Source organism: Streptomyces zaomyceticus (genome assembly GCF_014656215.1).
Lineage (GTDB): Bacteria > Actinomycetota > Actinomycetes > Streptomycetales > Streptomycetaceae > Streptomyces > Streptomyces zaomyceticus.
The window spans coordinates 94473-115020 of sequence record NZ_BNBZ01000010.1; the positions used below are offsets into that span (position 1 = coordinate 94473).

Annotated in this window: 20 protein-coding genes; 2 read left to right on the top strand and 18 right to left on the bottom strand. The window is 72.5% G+C overall.

Going from position 1 to position 20548, the window contains the following annotated elements; genetic code table 11:
* Positions 1-54: 54 nt before the first annotated feature.
* Complete coding sequence (locus IE311_RS15685; protein WP_015032260.1) at positions 55-510, bottom strand: Lrp/AsnC family transcriptional regulator; 456 nt, start codon at positions 508-510, stop codon at positions 55-57.
* Positions 511-520: 10 nt separating this feature from the next.
* Complete coding sequence (locus IE311_RS15690) at positions 521-2002, bottom strand: amino acid permease (protein WP_189832296.1); 1482 nt, start codon at positions 2000-2002, stop codon at positions 521-523.
* A 343-nt stretch (positions 2003-2345) separates the two neighbouring features.
* On the opposite strand from IE311_RS15690, the gene IE311_RS15695 reads away from it, so the two are divergent.
* Positions 2346-3371: a GDSL-type esterase/lipase family protein gene (locus tag IE311_RS15695; protein ID WP_189832297.1), complete on the top strand. Its 1026-nt coding sequence runs from the start codon at positions 2346-2348 to the stop codon at positions 3369-3371.
* Here IE311_RS15695 and IE311_RS15700 read toward each other — a convergent pair.
* The 8 genes from IE311_RS15700 to fmt all read right to left on the bottom strand — a co-directional run bounded on the left by IE311_RS15700 (position 3343) and on the right by fmt (position 11079).
* The gene (locus IE311_RS15700; protein ID WP_189832298.1) at positions 3343-3867 is read right to left on the bottom strand and encodes a GNAT family N-acetyltransferase; all 525 of its coding nucleotides are present in this window, start codon (positions 3865-3867) and stop codon (positions 3343-3345) included. The genes IE311_RS15695 and IE311_RS15700 overlap by 29 nt on opposite strands.
* 71 nt (positions 3868-3938) lie before the next feature.
* On the bottom strand, positions 3939-5381 hold the full coding sequence (locus IE311_RS15705; protein ID WP_189832299.1) for a GuaB1 family IMP dehydrogenase-related protein: 1443 nt from the start codon (positions 5379-5381) through the stop codon (positions 3939-3941).
* 105 nt (positions 5382-5486) lie between these two features.
* Complete coding sequence (locus IE311_RS15710; RefSeq protein ID WP_189832300.1) at positions 5487-5819, bottom strand: barstar family protein; 333 nt, start codon at positions 5817-5819, stop codon at positions 5487-5489.
* Positions 5809-6279 (bottom strand): guanyl-specific ribonuclease, encoded by a 471-nt coding sequence (locus IE311_RS15715; protein ID WP_189832301.1) that lies wholly within the window; start codon positions 6277-6279, stop codon positions 5809-5811. The genes IE311_RS15710 and IE311_RS15715 overlap by 11 nt, the downstream gene beginning before the upstream one ends.
* A 164-nt stretch (positions 6280-6443) precedes the next feature.
* Positions 6444-7493 (bottom strand): sugar-binding transcriptional regulator, encoded by a 1050-nt coding sequence (locus IE311_RS15720; protein ID WP_181399460.1) that lies wholly within the window; start codon positions 7491-7493, stop codon positions 6444-6446.
* A 153-nt stretch (positions 7494-7646) separates the two neighbouring features.
* The gene (rpe, locus tag IE311_RS15725) at positions 7647-8330 is read right to left on the bottom strand and encodes a ribulose-phosphate 3-epimerase (protein WP_189832302.1); all 684 of its coding nucleotides are present in this window, start codon (positions 8328-8330) and stop codon (positions 7647-7649) included.
* A 192-nt stretch (positions 8331-8522) separates the two neighbouring features.
* Positions 8523-9935: an RsmB/NOP family class I SAM-dependent RNA methyltransferase gene (locus IE311_RS15730; protein WP_189832303.1), complete on the bottom strand. Its 1413-nt coding sequence runs from the start codon at positions 9933-9935 to the stop codon at positions 8523-8525.
* A gap of 211 nt (positions 9936-10146) precedes the next feature.
* The gene (fmt, locus tag IE311_RS15735; protein ID WP_189832304.1) at positions 10147-11079 is read right to left on the bottom strand and encodes a methionyl-tRNA formyltransferase; all 933 of its coding nucleotides are present in this window, start codon (positions 11077-11079) and stop codon (positions 10147-10149) included.
* Between the two features lie 227 nt (positions 11080-11306).
* Here fmt and IE311_RS15740 point away from each other — a divergent pair, with 227 nt between their 5' ends.
* Complete coding sequence (locus tag IE311_RS15740) at positions 11307-11825, top strand: hypothetical protein (RefSeq protein WP_189832305.1); 519 nt, start codon at positions 11307-11309, stop codon at positions 11823-11825.
* Positions 11826-11913: 88 nt separating this feature from the next.
* Here IE311_RS15740 and IE311_RS15745 read toward each other — a convergent pair whose 3' ends face one another.
* The 8 genes from IE311_RS15745 to IE311_RS15780 all read right to left on the bottom strand — a co-directional run bounded on the left by IE311_RS15745 (position 11914) and on the right by IE311_RS15780 (position 20528).
* On the bottom strand, positions 11914-14052 hold the full coding sequence (locus IE311_RS15745; protein ID WP_189832306.1) for a primosomal protein N': 2139 nt from the start codon (positions 14050-14052) through the stop codon (positions 11914-11916).
* Positions 14053-14146: 94 nt separating this feature from the next.
* Complete coding sequence (metK, locus tag IE311_RS15750; RefSeq protein ID WP_189832307.1) at positions 14147-15355, bottom strand: methionine adenosyltransferase; 1209 nt, start codon at positions 15353-15355, stop codon at positions 14147-14149.
* A 263-nt stretch (positions 15356-15618) separates the two neighbouring features.
* Complete coding sequence (coaBC, locus tag IE311_RS15755; RefSeq protein ID WP_189832308.1) at positions 15619-16845, bottom strand: bifunctional phosphopantothenoylcysteine decarboxylase/phosphopantothenate--cysteine ligase CoaBC; 1227 nt, start codon at positions 16843-16845, stop codon at positions 15619-15621.
* A gap of 102 nt (positions 16846-16947) precedes the next feature.
* Positions 16948-17220: a DNA-directed RNA polymerase subunit omega gene (gene rpoZ / locus IE311_RS15760; RefSeq protein ID WP_030316319.1), complete on the bottom strand. Its 273-nt coding sequence runs from the start codon at positions 17218-17220 to the stop codon at positions 16948-16950.
* 65 nt (positions 17221-17285) lie between these two features.
* Positions 17286-17858, bottom strand: coding sequence for a guanylate kinase (gmk, locus tag IE311_RS15765; protein WP_189832309.1), 573 nt, complete (start codon positions 17856-17858; stop codon positions 17286-17288).
* A 73-nt stretch (positions 17859-17931) separates the two neighbouring features.
* The gene (locus IE311_RS15770; protein ID WP_030204477.1) at positions 17932-18255 is read right to left on the bottom strand and encodes an integration host factor; all 324 of its coding nucleotides are present in this window, start codon (positions 18253-18255) and stop codon (positions 17932-17934) included.
* Between the two features lie 330 nt (positions 18256-18585).
* On the bottom strand, positions 18586-19422 hold the full coding sequence (pyrF, locus tag IE311_RS15775) for an orotidine-5'-phosphate decarboxylase (RefSeq protein ID WP_189832310.1): 837 nt from the start codon (positions 19420-19422) through the stop codon (positions 18586-18588).
* Positions 19419-20528 (bottom strand): quinone-dependent dihydroorotate dehydrogenase, encoded by a 1110-nt coding sequence (locus IE311_RS15780; protein WP_189832311.1) that lies wholly within the window; start codon positions 20526-20528, stop codon positions 19419-19421. Before IE311_RS15780 ends, pyrF begins: the two co-directional genes overlap by 4 nt.
* Between the last annotated feature and the right edge of the window lie 20 nt (positions 20529-20548).

Here is a 20548-nt window from a genome sequence, read left to right on the forward strand (position 1 = left end):
GGCGGTGCGGGAACCACGGCCCGCACCGCCCCGACGGCCGGTGTCCCCGCCGGGTTACGCGGGCGAGCCCGAGGAGAAGCGCCGCAGCAGCGGCGAGAGCACCAGGACGGACTTGGTCCGCTCCACGAAGGGTTCGCCCGCGATCCGCTCCAGGACCCGCTCGAAGTGGCGCATGTCCGAGGCGAAGACCTGGACGACGGCGTCCGCGTCACCGGTGACGGTCGACGCGGACACCACCTCGGGATACCGCTCCAGACCTCGCCGGATGTCGTCCGGCGAGGTGTTGTGGCGGCAGTAGATCTCGACGAAGCCCTCGGTCTCCCAGCCGAGCGCCGCCGGGTCCACCCGTACGGTGAAGCCGGTGATGGCGCCTTCGGCCCGCAGCCGGTCCACCCGCCGCTTGACGGCGGGGGCGGAGAGTCCGACGAGGGAACCGATGTCGGCGTAGGAGCGACGGGCGTCCTCCGCGAGGGCGTGGACGATGCGTTCGTCGAGGTCGTTGAGTCGCACTACGGGTGGATCACTTCTCTGCTGATGCTGCTGACGCTGCGGTGGCCAGTCGGGAGCGGCGCATGCCGTACAGGAAGTAGAACACGAGCCCGGCGGCCATCCAGCAACCGAAGACCACCCAGGTGACCGCGTCCAGGCTGAACATGTTGTACACGCAGAACAGGAAGCCCAGGATCGGGAAGGTCCAGCCGAGCGGCACGCGGAAGGTGCGGTCCATGGCCGGGCGCGTCTTGCGGAGCACGATCACCGCGATGTTGACCAGGGCGAAGGCGAACAGGGTGCCGATGCTGGTGGCGTCGACGAGCTTGCCCAGCGGGATGACGGAGGCGAGGGCGCCGCAGAACAGCGACACGAGGACGGTGTTCACCCGCGGGGTGCCGGTCTTGGCGTTGACCTTGCCGAAGACCTTGGGCACGAGACCGTCGCGGGACATCGCGAAGAGCACCCGGGTCTGGCCGTAGAGCACGGTGAGCACGACGCTGGCGATCGAGATGACGGCGCCGGCGGCGAGCAGGGTGCCCCAGAACTTCTGGCCGCTGACGTCGTTCATGATCGCGGCGAGCGTGGCCTCGGAGCCGTCGAAGTCCTTCCAGTTCCACGCGCCGACGGCGACGGCCGCGACCAGGACGTAGAGGACCGTGACGATGAGCAGCGAGAGCATGATCGCGCGGGGGAGGTCGCGCTTCGGGTCCTTCGCCTCCTCGCCGGCGGTGGAGGCGGCGTCGAAGCCGATGTACGAGAAGAAGAGGCTCGCGCCGGCGGCGCTGACGCCGGCCATGCCGAGCGGCATGAAGTCGGCGTAGTTGCCGGACTTGAAGCCCATGAAGCCGATGGCGCAGAAGAGCACGAGCGCGGCGATCTTCACGAAGACCATGATCGTGTTGACCACGGCGGACTCACGGGCGCCGCCGAGCAGGAACACCATGGCGAGCAGCACCACGATGAGGCCGGGCAGGTTGATCACGCCGCCCTCGCCGGGGGCGGAGGAGAGCACGTCGGGGATGGTGACCCCGATGGTTCCGTCGAGCAGCTCGTTGAGGTACTCGCCCCAGCCGACGGCCACGGCGGCCACGGAGACGCCGTACTCCAGGACCAGGCACCAGCCGCAGACCCAGGCGACGAGTTCACCCATCGTTGCGTAAGCGTACGAGTACGAGGAGCCCGCGACCGGTATGGTGCCGGCCAATTCGGCGTACGAGAGCGCCGAGAAGAGGGCCGTGAGGCCGGCGATGACGAAGGCGAGGGTGACCGCGGGGCCGGCCTTGGGGACGGCGTCACCGAGGACGACGAAGATGCCGGTGCCGAGCGTGGCACCGATGCTGATCATGGTCAGCTGCCACATGGAGAGCGAGCGGCGGAGGTTGCCGCCCTCACCCTGTCCACCCTCTGCGACCAGCTGTTCCACCGGCTTGCGCCGGGTGAGTGCGCCGAGAGCGGAAGTCTTGCGGGTGGTCGATTCCTCGACCGGTGGGGCTGCGCCATGGTCCAGCACTGCGGAGGCTCCTTATCGCTGCCTGTGGGCGGGACGTGGACCGCGGCGGTACGTGGGCATGGCAAACGAGGCCCACGGGGGAGGGGAACCGCCGAGCAGGCGGTCCCCGCCACTCCTGGTACGAGGCATGAGCCTAAGGGTCCGGGGTTCGCACTCGTAATGCAGGGTTGTTGCGCACTGTCGGATGATCATTGCGCGCTTGGGGCGCAGACGAGGAAACATTGCGCTCCCCCGCATGAATCCACACATTGGGGGTAGGAAACGGTCTCCACGCGCGCATTGACTCCTTGTGCCCCATGACCCACGCTGCGAGCCCTCGACCACCCGACGATCGGAGACCCAGGTGGGCTGGCTCGACCCGGCACCGTTCCTGCGCGGTACGGCCTGGCTGGACGGGAACCGGCCGGTACGCGCCGATCCCGACGACCTGGCGCGGTTGCCCTGGGACATCGCCGAGCGTGCCGCGCTGCCCATCGGCGTACGGATCGAGTTCACGGCAGCGCCGGGCACACGCGCGGTGGAGCTGCGCTACCGGGCCACCGTCCCGGTGCCGGACGACCCCCTCGCCTCGCTGCGCCACTGCTTCGCCCTCTGGAACGGCACGCGGCTCGTCGGCGAGACCTGCGCGGCCCCGGCCGCGGAGGCCACCGTGACGCTCCCGCTGCCCCCGGGGGGCGGGATCTTCACCGTCCACCTCCCGGAGGGCCAGGCGCCGGTTCCGCTCGCCCTGCGGGGCCTCGGCGGCGCCCTCTCCCCCGCCCCCGTCCGGCCCCGCTGGCTGGTCCACGGCGACTCGATCACGGAGGGCTGGTGGGCGACCCGGCCGGCCCACTCCTGGCCCGCCGCGGCGGGCCGGCTGCTCGGCCTCGACCCGGTCAATCTCGGGTACGCGGGCGGGGCGCGCGGTGAACTCCCGCTCGCCGAGCACCTGGCACGGCTTCCGGGCGAGCTGGTCACCCTGGCCTTCGGCACCAACTGCTGGTCCACGGTGCCCGCGACGGCCGACTGGCTGTACGCCACCGTCCGGGCCTTCGTCGGCCTGGTCCGCCGGGGCCATCCGCGGACCCCGCTGCTGATCGTCTCGCCGGTGCTGCGCCCGGCGGCCGAACACACCCGCAACGCCCTGGGAGCGACCCTCACGGAGCTGCGCAGGGCCATGGAGCGGGCGGGCCGGGACCTGGCCGCCGAGGGCGACGGGCAGCTCCTGGTCCTCCCGGGGAGGCCACTGCTCGGCCCGGAGCACCTGGCGGACGGGCTGCACCCGAACGACCGGGGGCACGCCAGGATCGCGGCGGCGGTGGCGGAGGTCCTCGGCGGCGTCCTGGACCCGAAGCGGTCCGTCAGCCGTTCCGCGTCTCCAGGGTCCTGACCAGGAAGACGCACGCGTCGGCGTACGCGTGCGTGCGGCCGTCCGCGTCCGTGCGGCTCCAGTGGTCCGTGTAGGCGACGACGGGCGTGTAGCCGAGCCGCGCGTACAGCGCCGCCGCCCGCGGGTTGTCCCGCCCCACCCCGAGCCCCAGGACCGTCCCACCGCGCTCCCGCGTCAGCTCCTCGGCCGCGTGGATCAGGGCCGTGCCGATGCCCTGTCCCCGGAGCCCGGCCCGTACGTCGAGGCCGTTGAACTCGGGGCACTCGCCGACCTCGGCCCGCACCTCGGGGGCCGCGCAGCCGTCCCAGCGGATCTGGCCGTGCCCGACGGGCACCCCGTCCCTCCAGGCGAGCAGATACGTACCGGCCCCGGCCTCCTGGCGGGCGAACCGCTCCGCGTGGCGCGCCGGCGCCCCGGGAGCGGGGAGGTGCCGGCCGAGCAGGGGCACGTCGGCGGCACGGCAGGGCCTGATCTCCGTACGGTCCACACGATCCATGCGGCGACCGTACGGGACGACGGTGGGCCCCCGGGAAGGATTTCCCGGGGGCCCACCGATGTCGTGCGGCACTAGCTCCAGCTGGCGTGCAGCGGCTTGCCCTCGGCGTAACCGGCGGCGGACTGGATGCCGATCACGGCCTTCTCCTCGAACTCGGCGAGCGAGCCGGCACCGGCGTAGGTGCAGGAGGAACGGACGCCCGCGATGATCGAGTCGATCAGGTCCTCGACGCCCGGGCGGGCCTGGTCGAGGAACATCCGGGAGGTCGAGATGCCCTCCTCGAAGAGGCCCTTGCGGGCGCGGTCGTAGGCGGACTCCTCGCTCGTGCGGTTCTGCACGGCGCGGGCCGAGGCCATGCCGAAGGACTCCTTGTACGGACGCCCGTCGGCGGTGTGCTGGAGGTCGCCCGGGGACTCGTACGTCCCGGCGAACCAGGAGCCGATCATCACGTTGGACGCGCCGGCGGCGAGTGCCATGGCCACGTCGCGCGGGTGCCGGACGCCACCGTCGGCCCAGACGTTCTTGCCGTACTTCTTCGCCTCGGCGGCGCACTCCAGGACGGCGGAGAACTGCGGACGGCCGACACCGGTCATCATGCGCGTGGTGCACATGGCGCCGGGGCCCACACCGACCTTGATGATGTCCGCGCCGGCCTCGATGAGGTCGCGCACACCCTCGGCGGCGACGATGTTGCCGGCGACGATCGGGACCTGCGGGTCGAGCGCGCGGACGGCCTTGATCGCCGCGATCATCGACTCCTGGTGGCCGTGCGCCGTGTCGATGACGAGCGTGTCGACGCCCGCGTCGAGGAGCTGCTTGGCCTTGCCGACGAAGTCGCCGTTGATGCCGACGGCGGCGGCGATGCGCAGCTTGCCGTCGGCGTCGACGGCGGGGGTGTACAGGGTCGCGCGGAGCGCGCCCTTGCGGGTCAGGATGCCGACGAGACGGCCGTCCTTGTCCACGGCCGGGGCGTAGCGGCGGTTGGCGTGGTCGAGCGTGTTGAACGCGTCGCGCGGCTCGATGTCGGCGTCGAGGAGCAGCAGGTCCTTCGACATGACCTCGGAGAGCTGCGTGAAGCGGTCCACCCCGGAGAGGTCGGCGTCGGTGACGACACCGACGGGACGCCGGTCCTCGTCGACGACGACGGCGGCGTCGTGCGCCCGCTTGGGCAGCAGCGAGAGCGCGTCGGCGACGGTCTGGTGGGGGGCCAGGACGATCGGGGTGTCGAGCACGTGGTGACGGCTCTTGACCCACGAGATGACGTCGGTGACGACCTCGATCGGGATGTCCTGAGGGATGACGACCAGTCCGCCCCGGCGGGCGACGGTCTCGGCCATACGGCGGCCGGCGATGGCGGTCATGTTGGCCACGACCAGCGGGATGGTGGTCCCGGTCCCGTCGGGCGAGGAGAGGTCCACCGCCTGGCGGGAACCCACGGCCGAGCGGCTCGGCACCATGAAGACATCGTCGTACGTCAGGTCGTAGGGCGGCTTGACGTCATTGAGGAAACGCACGTGCTGACATCCCAGTCGTTCGGATCGGCCCCTAGGCATTTCAGCCAGGGGAAAAAGCACGTAGTTCATTCTCCCACGCCAGTACGAATACCAGCCCCGGGCGATTCATCCGAGGCTTGCGGCAGGGGCTTTGTCGGATCCTCCGAAAGACTCTCCCAGGGAGAGGAGAACCATGAGGCGGGTGGGGCTCTCGTCGACGGCCGTGGCGAAGACCTCCTGCGCGGTCCGCCACTCGCGGGGGCTCGCCCTGGCGTACTCCTGCCAGCCGGTGACGACGAGGGTGACCGGCTCGGGCAGATCGCCGAGGCAGTCGGCGAGGGCGTCCCAGTTCCGGCCGAACCAGTCGGGCAGCGCGAGGACGTCGGCGCAGCGGTCCATGAGGGCGGCCTTCTCGGTGACGCCGGTCAGGTCGAGGACGACGGGGTCGTCAATTCTCATCCGTGATCACCTCCCGGAAGGACTCGTAGTGGTCGTCGGTCCAGTAGATCTCGCCGTTCCGCCCGGTGACGATCCGGCGCGCCCCGCGGTCGCGCTCGCCGGGGGTCTTCACCGTGTACTCCCGGTAGTGGCCGCGCTCCTTCCGGGGCAGGATCCGCTCGAAGTTCGAGAAGACGGCGCCGTCCTTGGCGTACGGGTAGGGCCCTCCGCGCGCGATGAGGGCGAGCGTCCGCCGCGCCTCGGGAGGGAGGTCCGCGGCCCGCACGGTGGGGAGGCCGGAGGTACCGGTGGGTGCGGCGGCCTCGGTGTCGGCATCGGCGGTGGCATCACCGGCGGACTGGCCGGTGGCGCCGGTACGGGCGGGGGCGGCGGGGGCCGCGCCGCCGCCCGCCGAGGAGCACCCGGCCAGGAAGACACAGAGGACGAGCGCGAGGAGCACGCGCAGGGGCCGGAGCGACATGTCCCGAACATACCGTTACGGGATGGCTCCGGCCCCTTGATCGACTCGGTGGGCGGCGTTCGGCCGACGGCCGTCAACCGCTGCGTTCGGCTGCCGACGGCCACCGTGCGACCGACGGGTGGCAACGGCGCCGTGCGACCACGGGAGTCGGGTGGCGCTGTCGCTCAGCTGCCGTCCGGGTCGGTCCGGTCGAGCGCCGGGTGCGTGCCCGGGCTGGACTCGGTGAGCAGGTAGTCGGCCGCGGCGCGGTCGGTGACCAGGCTGGTGACCAGCCCGGAGCGGAGCACCGCCCCGATCGCCGCCGCCTTGCGCTGGCCGCCCGCGATCGCCACGACCTCGGGGATCCGGCGCAGCCGGTCCGCCTCGACGGTGATGCAGCGTTCGCCCAGGTCGCGGCCGACCCGCCGCCCCTCGGCGTCGAAGAGGTGCGCGGACATCTCGGCGGCGACGCCGAGCGAGGCGTAGTGGGCGCGCTCCTCGTCCGAGAGCATGTCGTGCACGGTGGAGATGCCCGGCTCCCAGGAGCCGATGGAGACGCAGGCGACCGTCACCTTGTCGAAGTACTCGAAGGCCCGCGCGATACCGGTCTGGCTGCGGAGCGCGGCCGCCGTCGCCGGGTCGGGCAGCAGCATGGGCGCGTAGATCGGGTGCGCCTCACCGCCGGAGACCTGGGCGGCACGACGTACCGCCTCGACCGAGCCGCGCTCGGCGGTCCCGGCGTCGTACACCCCGGTGAGCTGGACGACCGTGCACGGGGGCAGCCGGTCGAGGGCCGCCGCCATGTGGATGGTGGAGCGGCCCCAGGCCAGGCCCAGGACGTCGCCCTCGGTGACCAGCTCGCCGAGCAGGTCGGCCGCGACCTCGCCGAGGTTCTCCGGGTCGGGCGACTCGTCCTCGCCCTCCGCCGGGGACTCGACGACGACGGCGTGGCGGAGCCCGTAGCGGGCACGGAGCGCGTCGGAGCGTTCGGCGTCCAGCTCGGCCGGTACCCGGATCTCGATCCGTACGAGATCGCGCTCCAGGGCGGTCTCCAGGACCCGGGCCACCTTGAAGCGGCTCACGCCGAACTCCTCGGCGATCTGGATCTTGGACTTGCCCTCGAGGTAGAAGCGGCGGGCCATGGCCGCCGCCTGCACCAGCTCCGCGGGGCCCATCCGCAGGGCTGACCGTCCCGCCGACATACCCGCCACCGCGATCTCCTCACTGCTGTTCACGTACCGCTGTTCACGTACCGACCGACGTTCACGTACCGCTGTTCACGTACCGCTGTCGTTCACACTCTGGACTCGCTGTCCATCCTGTCAGATCCGGCGAGCCTTGATCAGTCCTGTCGGCGGCCCGACGGACCGCGTTCATCCACCGGAGGCTCAGTGGCCACACGCCCACGGGGCGACGGCCGTCACGGCGTCCGCGCGGGCCCTCAGCGAGGCGACGGCGGCGGCCGGGTCGGCCGCGCCGTAGACCGCGGAACCCGCGACGAAGACGTCGGCGCCGGCCTCGGCGCACCGCTCGATCGTGGACTCGGCGACGCCGCCGTCGACCTGGAGCCAGAGCTCCAGGCCGTGCTTGGAGATCAGCTCACGGGTGCGGCGGATCTTGGGCAGCATGATGTCGAGGAAGGCCTGACCGCCGAAGCCGGGCTCGACGGTCATGATCAGCAGCATGTCGAGCTCGGGGAGCAGGTCCTCGTACGGCTCGATGGGGGTGGCCGGCTTGAGCGCCATCGAGGCCCGGGCACCCTTGGCCCGGATCTCCCGCGCGAGCCGGACGGGCGCGGCCGCCGCCTCGACGTGGAAGGTCACCGAACCGGCGCCCGCCTCGACGTACTGGGGCGCCCAGCGGTCGGGGTCCTCGATCATCAGATGGCAGTCGAGCGGGGTGTCGGTCGCGCGGGCGAGCGACTCCACGATCGGGACGCCCAGGGTCAGATTGGGCACGAAGTGGTTGTCCATCACATCGACGTGCAGCCAGTCGGCACCGTCGACGGCCTTCGCCTCCTCGGCGAGCCGGGCGAAGTCCGCGGACAGGATGCTGGGGTTGATCTGCGCCATGTGCCAAGCCTCCCACGTTCTTGGGTACTTCTTTGCCGCCGAGCGGTTTCGGTTGCGGTCCAGACCACTTTCGGTACGAAGCGACGAGCCCGGGACCGGTACAGACCGGGAGATTGCGGTCACGTGATCGAAGGGTCGGACTCCCGGGGGCGCTCCCCGGGCCCTCCCGGACGCCCCCGACGCCCCCGTCGCTCAGGCGGTGCGACGCAGCAGCGCCAGATACATGGCGTCCGTACCGTGCAGATGCGGCCAGAGCTGGACGTCCGGGCCGTCGCCGATCGCCGGTACACCCGGCAGCAGCGGACGGGCGTCGATGAGCTCGGCGCCGCCGACCTTCTTCAGGACGTCGTCGACGACCACCCGGGTCTCGGCCAGGTGCGGCGAGCAGGTCGCGTACCCCACGACACCGCCGACACGGACGGCGCTCAACGCCTCCGTGAGCAGGGCGCGCTGCAGCGGGGCGAAGCCGTCCAGGTCCTCGGGGCGACGGCGCCAGCGGGCCTCGGGGCGACGGCGCAGGGCACCGAGGCCCGAGCACGGCACATCCATCAGGACCCGGTCGAAGGAGCCGGGGCGCCACGGCGGGCGGGTGCCGTCGGCTGCGATCACCTGGTACGGGCCGGGGTTGCCGGCGAGGGCGCGCTCGACGAGCCGGGCGCGGTGCGGCTGCTTCTCGGAGGCGAGCAGGAAGGCGCCCCGCTCGGCGGCGAGGGCCGCGAGCAGCGCGGCCTTGCCGCCGGGGCCGGCGCAGCCGTCGAGCCACCGGGTGTCGGAACCCTCGACCGGCGCGTTGGCGAGGGCGATCGCGACGAGCTGGCTCCCCTCGTCCTGGACGCCGGCCCGGCCGTCCTTCACGGCCTCGATGGCGCCGGGCTCGCCGCCCTCGGCCATCCGGACGGCGAACGGCGACCAGCGGCCCGGAAGGGTCTCGGTGGCCTCGGCGAGCTCCTCCGTGGTGGAGCGGCCGGGGCGGGCGACGAGGGTGACCTCGGGGCGCTCGTTGTCCGCGTCCAGGAGGTCCTCGATCCCGGCACGGCCGCCGCCGAGGGAGTCCCAGAGCGCCGAGACGACCCAGCGGGGGTGCGAGTGGACGACGGCGAGGTGGTCCTCGGGGTCCTTGTCGTACGGCGGGGCGACCTGCGCCACCCAGGCGTCGAGGTCCTGCTGGGAGATCTTCCGCAGGACGGCGTTCACGAACTTGGCCCGTCCGTCGCCGAGCACCACGCGGGCCAGCTCCACACTGGCGGACACGGCGGCGTGGGTGGGGATCCGGGTGCCGAGCAGCTGGTGCGCGCCGAGCGCGAGCACATCGAGCACGGGCGGGTCGACCTCGCGCAGCGGCCGGTCGATGCAGGCGGCGATGATCGCGTCGTACGTGCCCTGGCGGCGCAGCGTCCCGTAGACCAGCTCGGTCGCGAGCGCCGCGTCCCGGCTGTCGAAGCTCCCGCCCTCGCGGGCCTTCTTGAGGAGCGGCGGGAGCACCAGGTTCGCGTAGGCGTCCCGCTCGTCCACCGCCCTCAGCGCCTCGAAGGCGAGCATCCGGACGGGGTCCTTCTGGGGCCGCCGGTAGGGCTTGTGGGGACGGCGACGTGCCTGCTCGCTCAAAGGTGCTCCGCGTGACGAAATGACGAGGTCGAACCACCCAAGCCTACGTCCGCCGCGCCCCCGCCCGCTCCCGGGCCCGTGACCGGGCCGCCACCCGCCCGGCGGACGGGACCGGGGCCGCCCGGCCGGCCACGGTCCCGTCCGCAGGACACCCCCGGGCCGTCTCCTCCGGATCCTGCCGGACCCGCGCCGCCAGGCAGGATCCGAGAGGCTAGGCGCCGAGCAGCTCGCCGGGCGCGATGCGGACGCCGCGGGCCCAGTCGGCGGCCTTCATCGGCTTCTTGCCCTGGGGCTGGACCCAGAGGAGTTCGACGGCGTACGAGCCGGTGCCCGCGTACACGTTGTTCTTGCCCGCGGCCAGCTCGCCCGGGGCGAGGTCGGTCCGGTCCGGCAGCGGCGTGACCTGGATCAGCTTGAGGCGCTCGCCGCGGAAGACCGTCCAGGCGCCGGGGGCCGGGGTGCAGCCGCGGACCACCCGGTCCACCCGGAGCGCGGGGGCGGCGAAGTCGACGTGGGCGTCCTCGACCTGGATCTTCGGGGCGAGGGTGATGCCCTCGACGGGCTGCGGGACGGCCTGGAGCGCACCGTCCTCGATGCCGTCCATGGTGGCGGCGAGCAGCCCGCCGCCCGCGAACGCGAGCCGGGTGAGCAGATCGCCGCTGGTGTCGGTCGGCCGGATGTCCTCGGTCACCACGCCGTAGACGGGCCCCGAGTCGAGACCCTCCTCGATCAGGAAGGTGGACGCGCCGGTGACCTCGTCGCCCGCCATCAGCGAGTGCTGCACGGGAGCGGCGCCCCGCCAGGCGGGCAGCAGCGAGAAGTGGAGGTTGACCCATCCCCGCGCGGGGATGTCGAGGGCGACCTTGGGGAGCAGCGCGCCGTAGGCGACGACTGGGCAGCAGTCCGGGGCGATCTCCCGCAGCCGGGCGAGGAAGTCCTCGTCGCGGGGCCTGGCCGGCTTCAGGACCTCGATCCCCGCCTCCTCGGCCCGCTGGGCCACCGGGCTGGCGACGAGCCGCCGGCCGCGCCCCGCCGGGGCGTCCGGCCGGGTGACCACGGCGGCCACCTCGTGCCGGCCGGAGGAGAGCAGGGCGTCCAGGGCGGGTACGGCGACCTCGGGGGTGCCTGCGAAGACGAGCTTCATGGGTGGCGACTGCCTGTCTGTCCGGGGGCTTTACGGGCAGCGCACCAGTCTAGGCGCCCCGTACGGAGGGGGCGTACGGAAGGAAGAGCGCCCCGCGCATATGCGTGTACGCCCCCGCAGCGTGACCCAACTCCGGGTGGCGCGTTGGTCAAGAGAGATTGACCGAATCGGGCCGCCGTTCCCCCCTGCGGCCCTTCCCCTTACATGCCGGTTCGAGAGGCTTTCACATGGCCGACCACGCAACCCACGACGCCCAGGCTCGGGCGAGTCTGCACCTGCTGGTGCGGGACATCGAGCGGGTCCGGCGGCAGGTGGACGCACTGCGCACGCTCACGGCCCAGCTGGGCAATGTCTACCGCCCTCGCCGCTCCGGCCCGTCGACGGGCTTCGTCGTCTACGGGCGGGCACCCGCCCCGACCGTACGTCTCGCGCAGGAGCTGCGGGACAGTGTCGAGACCCTGGTGACCGCGGCGGTCGACTTCGACCGCTCGCTCGGATTCTCCTGGGACGCGGTGGGCTCCGCGCTCGGCGTCACCAAGCAGGCCGTCCACCGCCGCTACGGCGCCCGGCGCGCACCCCAGCCGGGTGTCGGCGTCGACCAGGAGCCGATCGTGGAGCCGGGCGCGACCCGTACGCTCCCCTCGGTCCCCGCCGCCCGTTCGATGCCCCCGCAGCCGACCTCGGGCAGCGCCTCCCTCCGCGAGGACCCGCGCCCGTCGGCCTTCCCCGGCCCGCGCAACGGCTGACCCGCGCACCCGACGGCCGTCCGCCCCGCGAGGGGGCGGGCGGCCGTCCGTCGTACCCGCCCCCGCCGTACCCGGGTGTCCGGCCCCGTCAGCCGATGTCCGGCGGATCGACCCGGATCCGCACCGGGTCCCCGCCGCCGCGCGCGAGACGGCCCGCCCGCGCCTGCTTGAGCGCGGACGCCAGGGCCGCGCCGCTGCCCGGCGGGACCCGGACCAGGGCCCGGTCCCACTGCTCGCCCGGCGGGGGGTCGCCGGGTCTGCGGGGCCCGCCGGGGCGGACCACCGGAAGCGGCACCGGGCCGAGGATCTCGGCGTCCATGGGCAGCCCGGCGCCCGCCAGAAAGCCTTCGACGGCCTCCGGGGGACCCGTCACCGCGGCCATCCGCGAGACCGGGGGGAAGCCCAGCTCGGCCCGCTCGGCCAGCTCCCGCCGGGCATGCCCGACCGGGTCCCAGCGGACGAGCGCCTGGACGGGCCGGAGGGTCGGCTCGGCGACCACGACGACGGTGCCGCCCTCGGGCTGCCCGCGGACCAGGGAAGCCGCGTCGATCCAGCGGCGCAGCGCCTCCTCCCCCGCGCGCAGATCGGGCCGGCCGAGCATGGCCCAGCCGTCGAGGAGCAGCGCGGCCGCGTAGCCGCCCTCGGCGACGGGTTCGGCGCCGGGGGTGGAGACGACGAGCGCGGGCCGCCCGGGCACGCTGTCCAGGACGTGGTCCCGTCCCGAGGTCCGGACCGGCACCGCCGGGAACGCCCGGCCGAGCTCCTCCGCCGTCCGCCGGGCGCCGACCACCTGGGCCCGCAGCCGGGTCGATCCGCACTCCACGCAGTGCCAGTCGGAAGCGCCGCGCCCGCACCAGGCGCAGTGCAGCTCCCGCTGTTCGGGGGCCTCCAGCGGCCCGGCGCAGTGACGGCAGCGGGCCGGCGTCCGGCAGCGCTCGCAGGCCAGCCTCGGTACGTACCCCCGGCGGGGCACCTGGACCAGCACCGGCCCGGTCTTGAGCCCCTCCCGCACGGCCTGCCAGGCCAGTGAGGGCAGCCGGGCGGCGCGCGCGGCCTCGTCGCGGGCGAGTTCGCCGTCGCCGACGGTGCGGATGAGCGGGGCCGCCCTGCGGACCTGCTCGCGTCCGGCGCCCAGCGCCTGGGCCCAGCCGGACTCGACGAGCTGCGCGGCCTCGACGGTGCAGCTGGTGCTTCCCAGGAGGAAGGCGCACCGGTCGTGGGCGGCACGGAGCAGCAGCACCTCGCGCGCGTGGGGCTGCGGGGCGTGGGGCTCGCTGTGGCTGCCGTCGCCGTCGTCCCAGACGACGAGGAGGCCGAGGTCCCGGACGGGGGCGAACATCGCGGCCCGGGTGCCGACCACGGCCCGCACCGCGCCGCGCCGCACGGCGAGCCACTGCGCGTACCGCTTCTCGGGACCGGCCTCGGCGGTGAGCAGGGCGTGCCGTCCCTCGCCCAGGACGGCGGTCAGCGCCGCGTCGACCCGCCCCGCGGCCCGCCCGTCGGGAACGACGACGAGCGCGCCCCGGCCGGAGGCCAGGGTGGCGCCCACGGCCCGGGCGATCTCCTCGGCCCAGTACGGTCCCGGCAGCGCGTTCCACACGGCCCGGGGCGCCCCGCCCTGCGCGAGGGAGTCCAGGAACGCGGGCCCCCGCTCGTACCGCGCCCAGCTCCCCGGCTCCGGCGGGGCGGGCGGCGGCAGCGGTTCCGGCGAGGGGCGGCCCTCGGCGCGGGCGCTGCGCGGAGGCACGGCGAGCTGGAGCACATCGGCGAGGCTGCCCGCGTACCGGTCGGCGACGGCCCGCGCGAGCCCGAGCAGCTCGGGGCCGAGCACCGGCTCCGGGGAGACGACGTCGGCGAGCGCGGCCAGCGGCCCGGAGTAGTCGGAGGTGGCCCGCCGCTCGACGAGGAAGCCGTCGATGAGCCGCCCGCCCTCCCGGCGCCCGTTCTTGACCTGGTGCGCCCCCGCACCGAACCGCACCCGCACCCGCACTCCGGGCCGGGCGATCTCGTCGAGCTCCTCGGGGACCGCGTAGTCGAAGAACTGGTCGAGGTGCAGCGCCCCCTTGTTCACGACGACCCGCGCGACGGGCAGCTCCTTGGCCAGCGCGGCCCCCCGCCAGGTCCGCGGCTTGGCCCGCGGCACCTTCGCCTTCCGCACGGTCTCCCGGATGAGCGCGAGCTGCTCGGGCTCACCGGACTCGTCGGACCTCTCGTTCTCGCTGCTCACAGCCCCATACCTACCAGACGCCACCGACAAGCCGGGTACGCCGGAGCCCGGCACCCCCGAGGGGTGCCGGGCTCCGGTCGAGTACAGCCGGGTCCTACAGACCCGCCGCCTTGCGCAGGGCCTCCACGCGGTCCGTGCGCTCCCAGGTGAAGTCCGGCAGCTCGCGGCCGAAGTGGCCGTAGGCGGCGGTCTGGGAGTAGATCGGGCGGAGCAGGTCGAGGTCACGGATGATCGCGGCCGGGCGGAGGTCGAAGACCTCGGCGATGGCGTTCTCGATCTTCTCGTTGTCGACGGTGTTGGTGCCGAAGGTCTCGACGAAGAGTCCGACGGGCTCGGCCTTGCCGATCGCGTAGGCGACCTGGACCTCGCAGCGCGAGGCGAGGCCCGCGGCGACGACGTTCTTGGCGACCCAGCGCATGGCGTAGGCGGCCGAGCGGTCGACCTTGGACGGGTCCTTGCCGGAGAAGGCGCCGCCACCGTGACGGGCCATGCCGCCGTAGGTGTCGATGATGATCTTGCGGCCGGTGAGGCCGGCGTCGCCCATCGGGCCGCCGATCTCGAAGCGGCCGGTCGGGTTCACCAGGAGGCGGTAGCCGTCGGTGTCGAGCTTGATGCCGTCCTCGACGAGCTGCTTGAGCACGTGCTCGACGACGAACTCGCGGATGTCGGGCGCGAGCAGCGACTCGAGGTCGATGTCGGAGGCGTGCTGCGAGGAGACGACGACCGTGTCGAGGCGGACGGCCTTGTCGCCGTCGTACTCGATGGTGACCTGGGTCTTGCCGTCGGGGCGCAGGTACGGGATGGTCCCGTTCTTCCGGACCTCGGTCAGCCGGCGGGAGAGCCGGTGCGCGATGTGGATCGGGAGCGGCATCAGCTCGGGGGTCTCGTCCGACGCGTAGCCGAACATCAGGCCCTGGTCGCCGGCGCCCTGCTTGTCCAGCTCGTCCTCGTCGCCCTCGACCCGCTTCTCGTACGCGGTGTCCACGCCCTGCGCGATGTCCGGGGACTGCGACCCGATGGACACCGAGACGCCGCAGGAGGCGCCGTCGAAGCCCTTCTTCGAGGAGTCGTAACCGATCTCGAGGATCTTGTTCCGAACGAGGGTGGGGATGTCCGCCCACGCCTTGGTCGTCACCTCACCGGCGACGTGCACCAGGCCGGTGGTGATCAGCGTCTCGACAGCGACGCGCGAGGTGGGGTCCTCCCGCAGCAGTGCGTCGAGGATGGTGTCGCTGATCTGGTCAGCGATCTTGTCGGGGTGTCCCTCGGTGACGGACTCCGAGGTGAACAGACGACGGGACACAACGCTCCCTGGGGTTGCAGCGGCTGCTGGCTATTCGTTAGCGGACCGGCAGGGGCTGCGCCCCAAGACGTTCCGCGAACAGTCTATCGGTCATGGTCGCTGGATGGACCAGGTGTCTCGCCTGACGAATGCCCTGAGTGGGTGAATCCGGCCGCCGCACGCGGGACGGACCCCCTGATGGGGCGTACATCACACGCGCCCCGCTGGATCCGTGGTCCTCGCGGGGCGGGTGGTGATTCAGGACACGGGGCGGCTGTCGTCTGTCAGGTCGCGGGGCGCAGACGGGGCAGGACGAGGTCCCAGACCGTCTCGGCGAGCGCTTCCTTCGGACCGTAAGGTACGGGGGTCTCGCCGCCGTCCGAGGCGAGCACCACGGCCTCGTTCTCCTCGGACCCGAAGGTCTTGCGCTCCCCCACCTCGTTGACGACCAGCAGGTCGCAGCCCTTGCGGCGGAGCTTCTCCCGGCCGTTGGCGAGGACGTCGTCGGTCTCGGCGGCGAAGCCGACCACCACCTGGCCCGGCAGGGCGCGGTCGGCGGCGAGCTCGGCGAGGATGTCGGGGTTGCGGACCAGCTCCACGGTGGGCGCTCCGCCGTCGTCCTTCTTCTTGATCTTCCCGGCGGCGTAGACGGCCGGGCGGAAATCGGCCACGGCGGCGGCCATCACGACCGCGTCGGCGTCGGCGACGGCCTTGAGGACGGCCTCGCGGAGCTGGAGCGCGGTGCCGACGTGGACGACGTCGACGCCGGCCGGGTCGGCGATGCCGGTGTTGGCCTCGACCAGGGTGACCCTGGCGCCCCGGGCCGCGGCGGCCCGGGCGAGGGCGTAGCCCTGCTTCCCGGAGGAGCGGTTGCCCAGGTACCGCACGGGGTCGAGAGGCTCGCGGGTGCCGCCGGCGCTGACCACGACATGGCGTCCGGCGAGGTCCGTGGCGAGGGCGTCCGCGCCGCGCGCGAGGACGCGTCGGCAGACCTCGAAGATCTCCGCCGGGTCGGGGAGCCGGCCCTTGCCGGTGTCGACGCCGGTGAGGCGGCCTACGGCGGGCTCGATGACGACGGCGCCACGACGGCGCAGCGTCGCCACGTTCTCCTGGGTCGCCGGGTGCTCCCACATCTCGGTGTGCATGGCGGGGGCGAAGACGACGGGACAGCGCGCGGTGAGCAGGGTGTTGGTGAGCAGGTCGTCCGCGAGGCCGTGGGCGGCCTTGGCGAGCATGTCGGCGGTGGTGGGGGCGACGACGACGAGGTCGGCGGCCTGGCCGATGCGGACGTGCGGCACCTCGTGGACGGTCTCCCACACCTCGGTCGAGACGGGGTTTCCGGAGAGCGCGGACCAGGTGGCCTCGCCGACGAAGTGGAGGGCCGAGTCGGTGGGGACGACCCGGACGTCGTGGCCGGACTCGGTGAGCCTGCGCAGCAGCTCACACGCCTTGTAGGCGGCGATGCCACCGCTGACACCCAGGACGACCTTCGGCTTGGCTGCTGAGCCCACTGCTACTCCCCGCACTCGGATGCGTACGACTCCATGAGACACCACAGGCCCGGCGGATGGTCCGCCGGGCCTGTGGTGACAAGCGTTACACGCGAGACGTGCTCAGGTGGCCGGGCCCTCGATGGCCTCGGACGTCAGCAGACCCGCGTTGATCTCGCGCAGAGCGATCGAGAGCGGCTTCTCGTGCACGTGGGTGTCGACCAGCGGACCCACGTACTCCAGCAGGCCCTCGCCGAGCTGGGAGTAGTACGCGTTGATCTGACGCGCGCGCTTGGCCGCGTAGATCACGAGGCTGTACTTCGAGTCCGTGGCCTCGAGCAGCTCGTCGATCGGCGGGTTGATGATGCCCTCGGGCGCGGTGATGGAAGAGGACACGCTCTACCTTCCGAAGATGGAAAAAGGATCGGACAGCCGTTGGGTGTCCGGGGGAAGGAAATGGATCATTCCCCAGAAGTCAACAGCATCAACGTTAGCAGCTCACGTGCGACGTCCTCGACGGAGGTGTTGACGAGGGTGGTGTCGAACTCCGACTCGGCCGCCAGCTCGACCTTCGCGGCCTCCAGCCGGCGCGCGATGACCTCGGGCGACTCGGTGCCGCGGCCGGTGAGCCGGCGGACCAGCTCCTCCCAGCTCGGCGGGGCCAGGAAGACGAGCTGGGACTCGGGCATCGAGTCCTTCACCTGACGGGCGCCCTGGAGGTCGATCTCCAGGAGTACGGGCTCACCGGAGTCGAGGCGGTCGAGGACCGCGCCGCGCGGGGTGCCGTAGCGGTTGCCCGCGAACTCGGCCCATTCGAGGAGCTCACCGTTGGCGATCAGCTTGTCGAACTCGTCGTCCGTCACGAAGAAGTAGTGGACGCCGTGCTTCTCGCCGGGGCGGGGCTTCCGTGTCGTCGCCGACACCGAGAGCCAGACCTCGGGGTGGACCTTGCGCATATGAGCGACGACCGTGCTCTTGCCGACCCCTGAGGGGCCGGAGAGCACGGTCAGCCGCGGACGTACCTCTGCTGCCATGCAGCGATTATTCCAGCTTTACCGGTGTGCCCGGGACGCGTGCCCCGGATCGGAAGCCGGACCGGTCGCCGGATCAGGCGCCGGTGCTGCCGAACTCGCGCTCCAGGGAGGCGATCTGGTTGGAACCGAGACCGCGGACCCGGCGGCTTTCGGAGATGCCGAGTCGCTCCATGATCTGCTTGGCGCGGACCTTGCCCACGCCGGGCAGGGACTCGAGCAGAGCGGAGACCTTCATCTTGCCGATGACGTCGTTCTCCTGGCCGGTCTTGATGACCTCGTGGAGCGAGGCGCCGGAGTGCTTGAGTCGATTCTTGACCTCGGCCCGCTCCCGGCGAGCCGCGGCGGCCTTTTCGAGCGCGGCTGCGCGCTGTTCAGGGGTAAGGGGCGGAAGAGCCACGCCTACGTCACCTCGGATGTCGATCTGTCGGATACGGACCGGTGAGGAACCCTGCGCCCCACACCAGTGGAGCAACGCTCAACGGAGTGGTCGTTGAACGCCTGCTCTGCCCCGGAGACTAGCGGCCGAGGCCGCTCCAGTCAGCGAGAACAGCGGAAAAGTCCTGGTCAGCATCGACCGACCGGGACTTTTCCGGCATAACGACCCGGTTTTGAGCCAAGTTTTCGTCAAGGAGTGAGACGGCCCGGTGAGACGCGTCGTCTCACCGGGCCGAAACAGCTCCGAAACAGGCGCGATCAGCTCCGACCTGCGGAGAGACCGCGGAGGCCGTCAGCCGGCGACGGCCGCGCGGATCTCGTCCGCGTACCGGTGAGCCGAGTCCCGCAGGGCGGCCACGTCCGGACCGTGCCGCAGGACCCCGCGGCTGACGTTCGGGACCACGTTGCCGACGGCCGCGCCGAAGACCGCGGGGAGATCGGCCGGGGTCGCGCCCTGGGCGCCGATGCCGGGGGCGAGGAGCGGACCGTTGATGTCCAGGTCGAACGAGGACAGGTCGCCGAGGGTGGCACCGACGACCGCGCCGAAGGATCCCATCGGGGTCTCCCCCGCGTTCTCCGCGGCGAGGTGGGCCAGCATGGTCGCGCCGATCGTACGGCCGTCCTCACGGACGGCCCGCTGGACCTCCGCGCCCTCCGGGTTGGACGTCAGGGCCAGGACGAAGAGACCGGCGCCGGACTCACGGGCCAGGTCGACGGCCGGCTTCAGGGAGCCGTAGCCGAGGTACGGGGAGACCGTCAGCGCGTCGGAGAAGAGCGGGGAGTCCTTGCGCAGGAAGGCCTCGGCGTACGCGGCCATGGTCGAGCCGATGTCGCCGCGCTTGGCGTCCATGACGACCAGGCCGCCCGCCGCGCGCAGATCGCCGACGGCGCGCTCCAGGACCGCGACCCCGCGCGAGCCGAAGCGCTCGAAGAACGCGGCCTGCGGCTTGAAGACGGCCACGGTGTCCGCGAGCGCCTCGACGACGGTGAAGGTGAACCGCTCCAGACCGGCGATGTCGTCGGTCAGGCCCCAGGAGTCGAGCAGGGCTGCGTGCGGGTCGACACCGACGCAGAGCGGGCCGCGCTCGTCCATGGCGGAGCGCAGACGGGTACCGAAGGAGAGGGTCACGGGGTGGCCTTTCGGGAGTCGGCGCCGACGGCCTCGGCGAGGGTGGCGTAGGGGGAGGCCGCGAGGCGCGCGGCGAGGCCCTTGTGGATCGCGCGGGCGTAGAACGGGCCCTCGTAGATGAAGGCGCTGTAGCCCTGGATCAGGGTGGCTCCGGCCAGGATGCGCTGCCAGGCGTCCTCGGCGTTCTCGATGCCGCCGACGCCCACGAGGACCAGACGGTCGCCCACGCGCGCGTGGAGGCGCCTGAGGACCGCGAGGGAGCGCTCCTTGACGGGCGCGCCGGAGAGGCCGCCGGTCTCCTTGACGAGCGCCGGGTCGGACTTCAGTCCGAGGCCCTCGCGCGCGATGGTGGTGTTGGTGGCGATGATGCCGTCGAGGCCGAGCTCCAGGGCGAGGTCGGCGACCGCGTCGACGTCCTCGTCGGCGAGGTCGGGGGCGATCTTGACCAGGAGCGGGACCCGGCGGTCGGTGACCGTGCGGTCGGCGGCTTCCCGTACGGCCGTCAGGAGCGGGCGCAGGGACTCGGTGGCCTGGAGGTTGCGCAGGCCGGGGGTGTTCGGCGAGGAGACGTTCACGACGAGGTAGTCGGCGTGCGCGGCGAGGCGCTCGGTCGACTTCACGTAGTCGGCGGCGGCCTCGGCCTCGGGGACGACCTTGGTCTTGCCGATGTTGACGCCGACGACGGTCCTGAAGACCGGCACGCGCGCGTGGAGGCGGGCGGCGACGGCGGCGGAGCCCTCGTTGTTGAAGCCCATGCGGTTGATCAGGGCGCGGTCCGGGACCAGCCGGAAGAGGCGCTTCTTGGGGTTGCCGGGCTGGGGCTCGCCGGTGACCGTGCCGATCTCGACGTGGTCGAAGCCGAGCATCGACATGCCGTCGATGGCGACGGCGTTCTTGTCGAAGCCGGCGGCGAGACCGAAGGGGCCGTGCATGCGAAGCCCCAGGGCCTCGGTGCGCAGCTCCTTGTACCGGGGCGCGAGGACGGCGGCGACGAAGGTCCGCAGGACGGGGACGCGGGCGGCGAGGCGGATCCAGCGGAAGGCCAGGTAGTGGGCCTTCTCGGGGTCCATGCGCTTGAAGACGAGGTCGAAGAAGAACTTGTACATGCGGGGAGTCCAGGTCTGCT

Excerpts from the sequence above, each read along its gene's own strand:
- IE311_RS15700 (WP_189832298.1), bottom strand. The coding sequence starts at position 3,867 with ATGGATCGTGTGGACCGTACGGAGATCAGGCCCTGCCGTGCCGCCGAC.
- IE311_RS15710 (WP_189832300.1), bottom strand. The coding sequence starts at position 5,819 with ATGAGAATTGACGACCCCGTCGTCCTCGACCTGACCGGCGTCACCGAG.
- IE311_RS15715 (WP_189832301.1), bottom strand. The coding sequence starts at position 6,279 with ATGTCGCTCCGGCCCCTGCGCGTGCTCCTCGCGCTCGTCCTCTGTGTC.
- rpe (WP_189832302.1), bottom strand. The coding sequence starts at position 8,330 with ATGGCGCAGATCAACCCCAGCATCCTGTCCGCGGACTTCGCCCGGCTC.
- fmt (WP_189832304.1), bottom strand. The coding sequence starts at position 11,079 with ATGAAGCTCGTCTTCGCAGGCACCCCCGAGGTCGCCGTACCCGCCCTG.
- IE311_RS15740 (WP_189832305.1), top strand. The coding sequence starts at position 11,307 with ATGGCCGACCACGCAACCCACGACGCCCAGGCTCGGGCGAGTCTGCAC.
- gmk (WP_189832309.1), bottom strand. The coding sequence starts at position 17,858 with ATGGCAGCAGAGGTACGTCCGCGGCTGACCGTGCTCTCCGGCCCCTCA.
- IE311_RS15780 (WP_189832311.1), bottom strand. The coding sequence starts at position 20,528 with ATGTACAAGTTCTTCTTCGACCTCGTCTTCAAGCGCATGGACCCCGAG.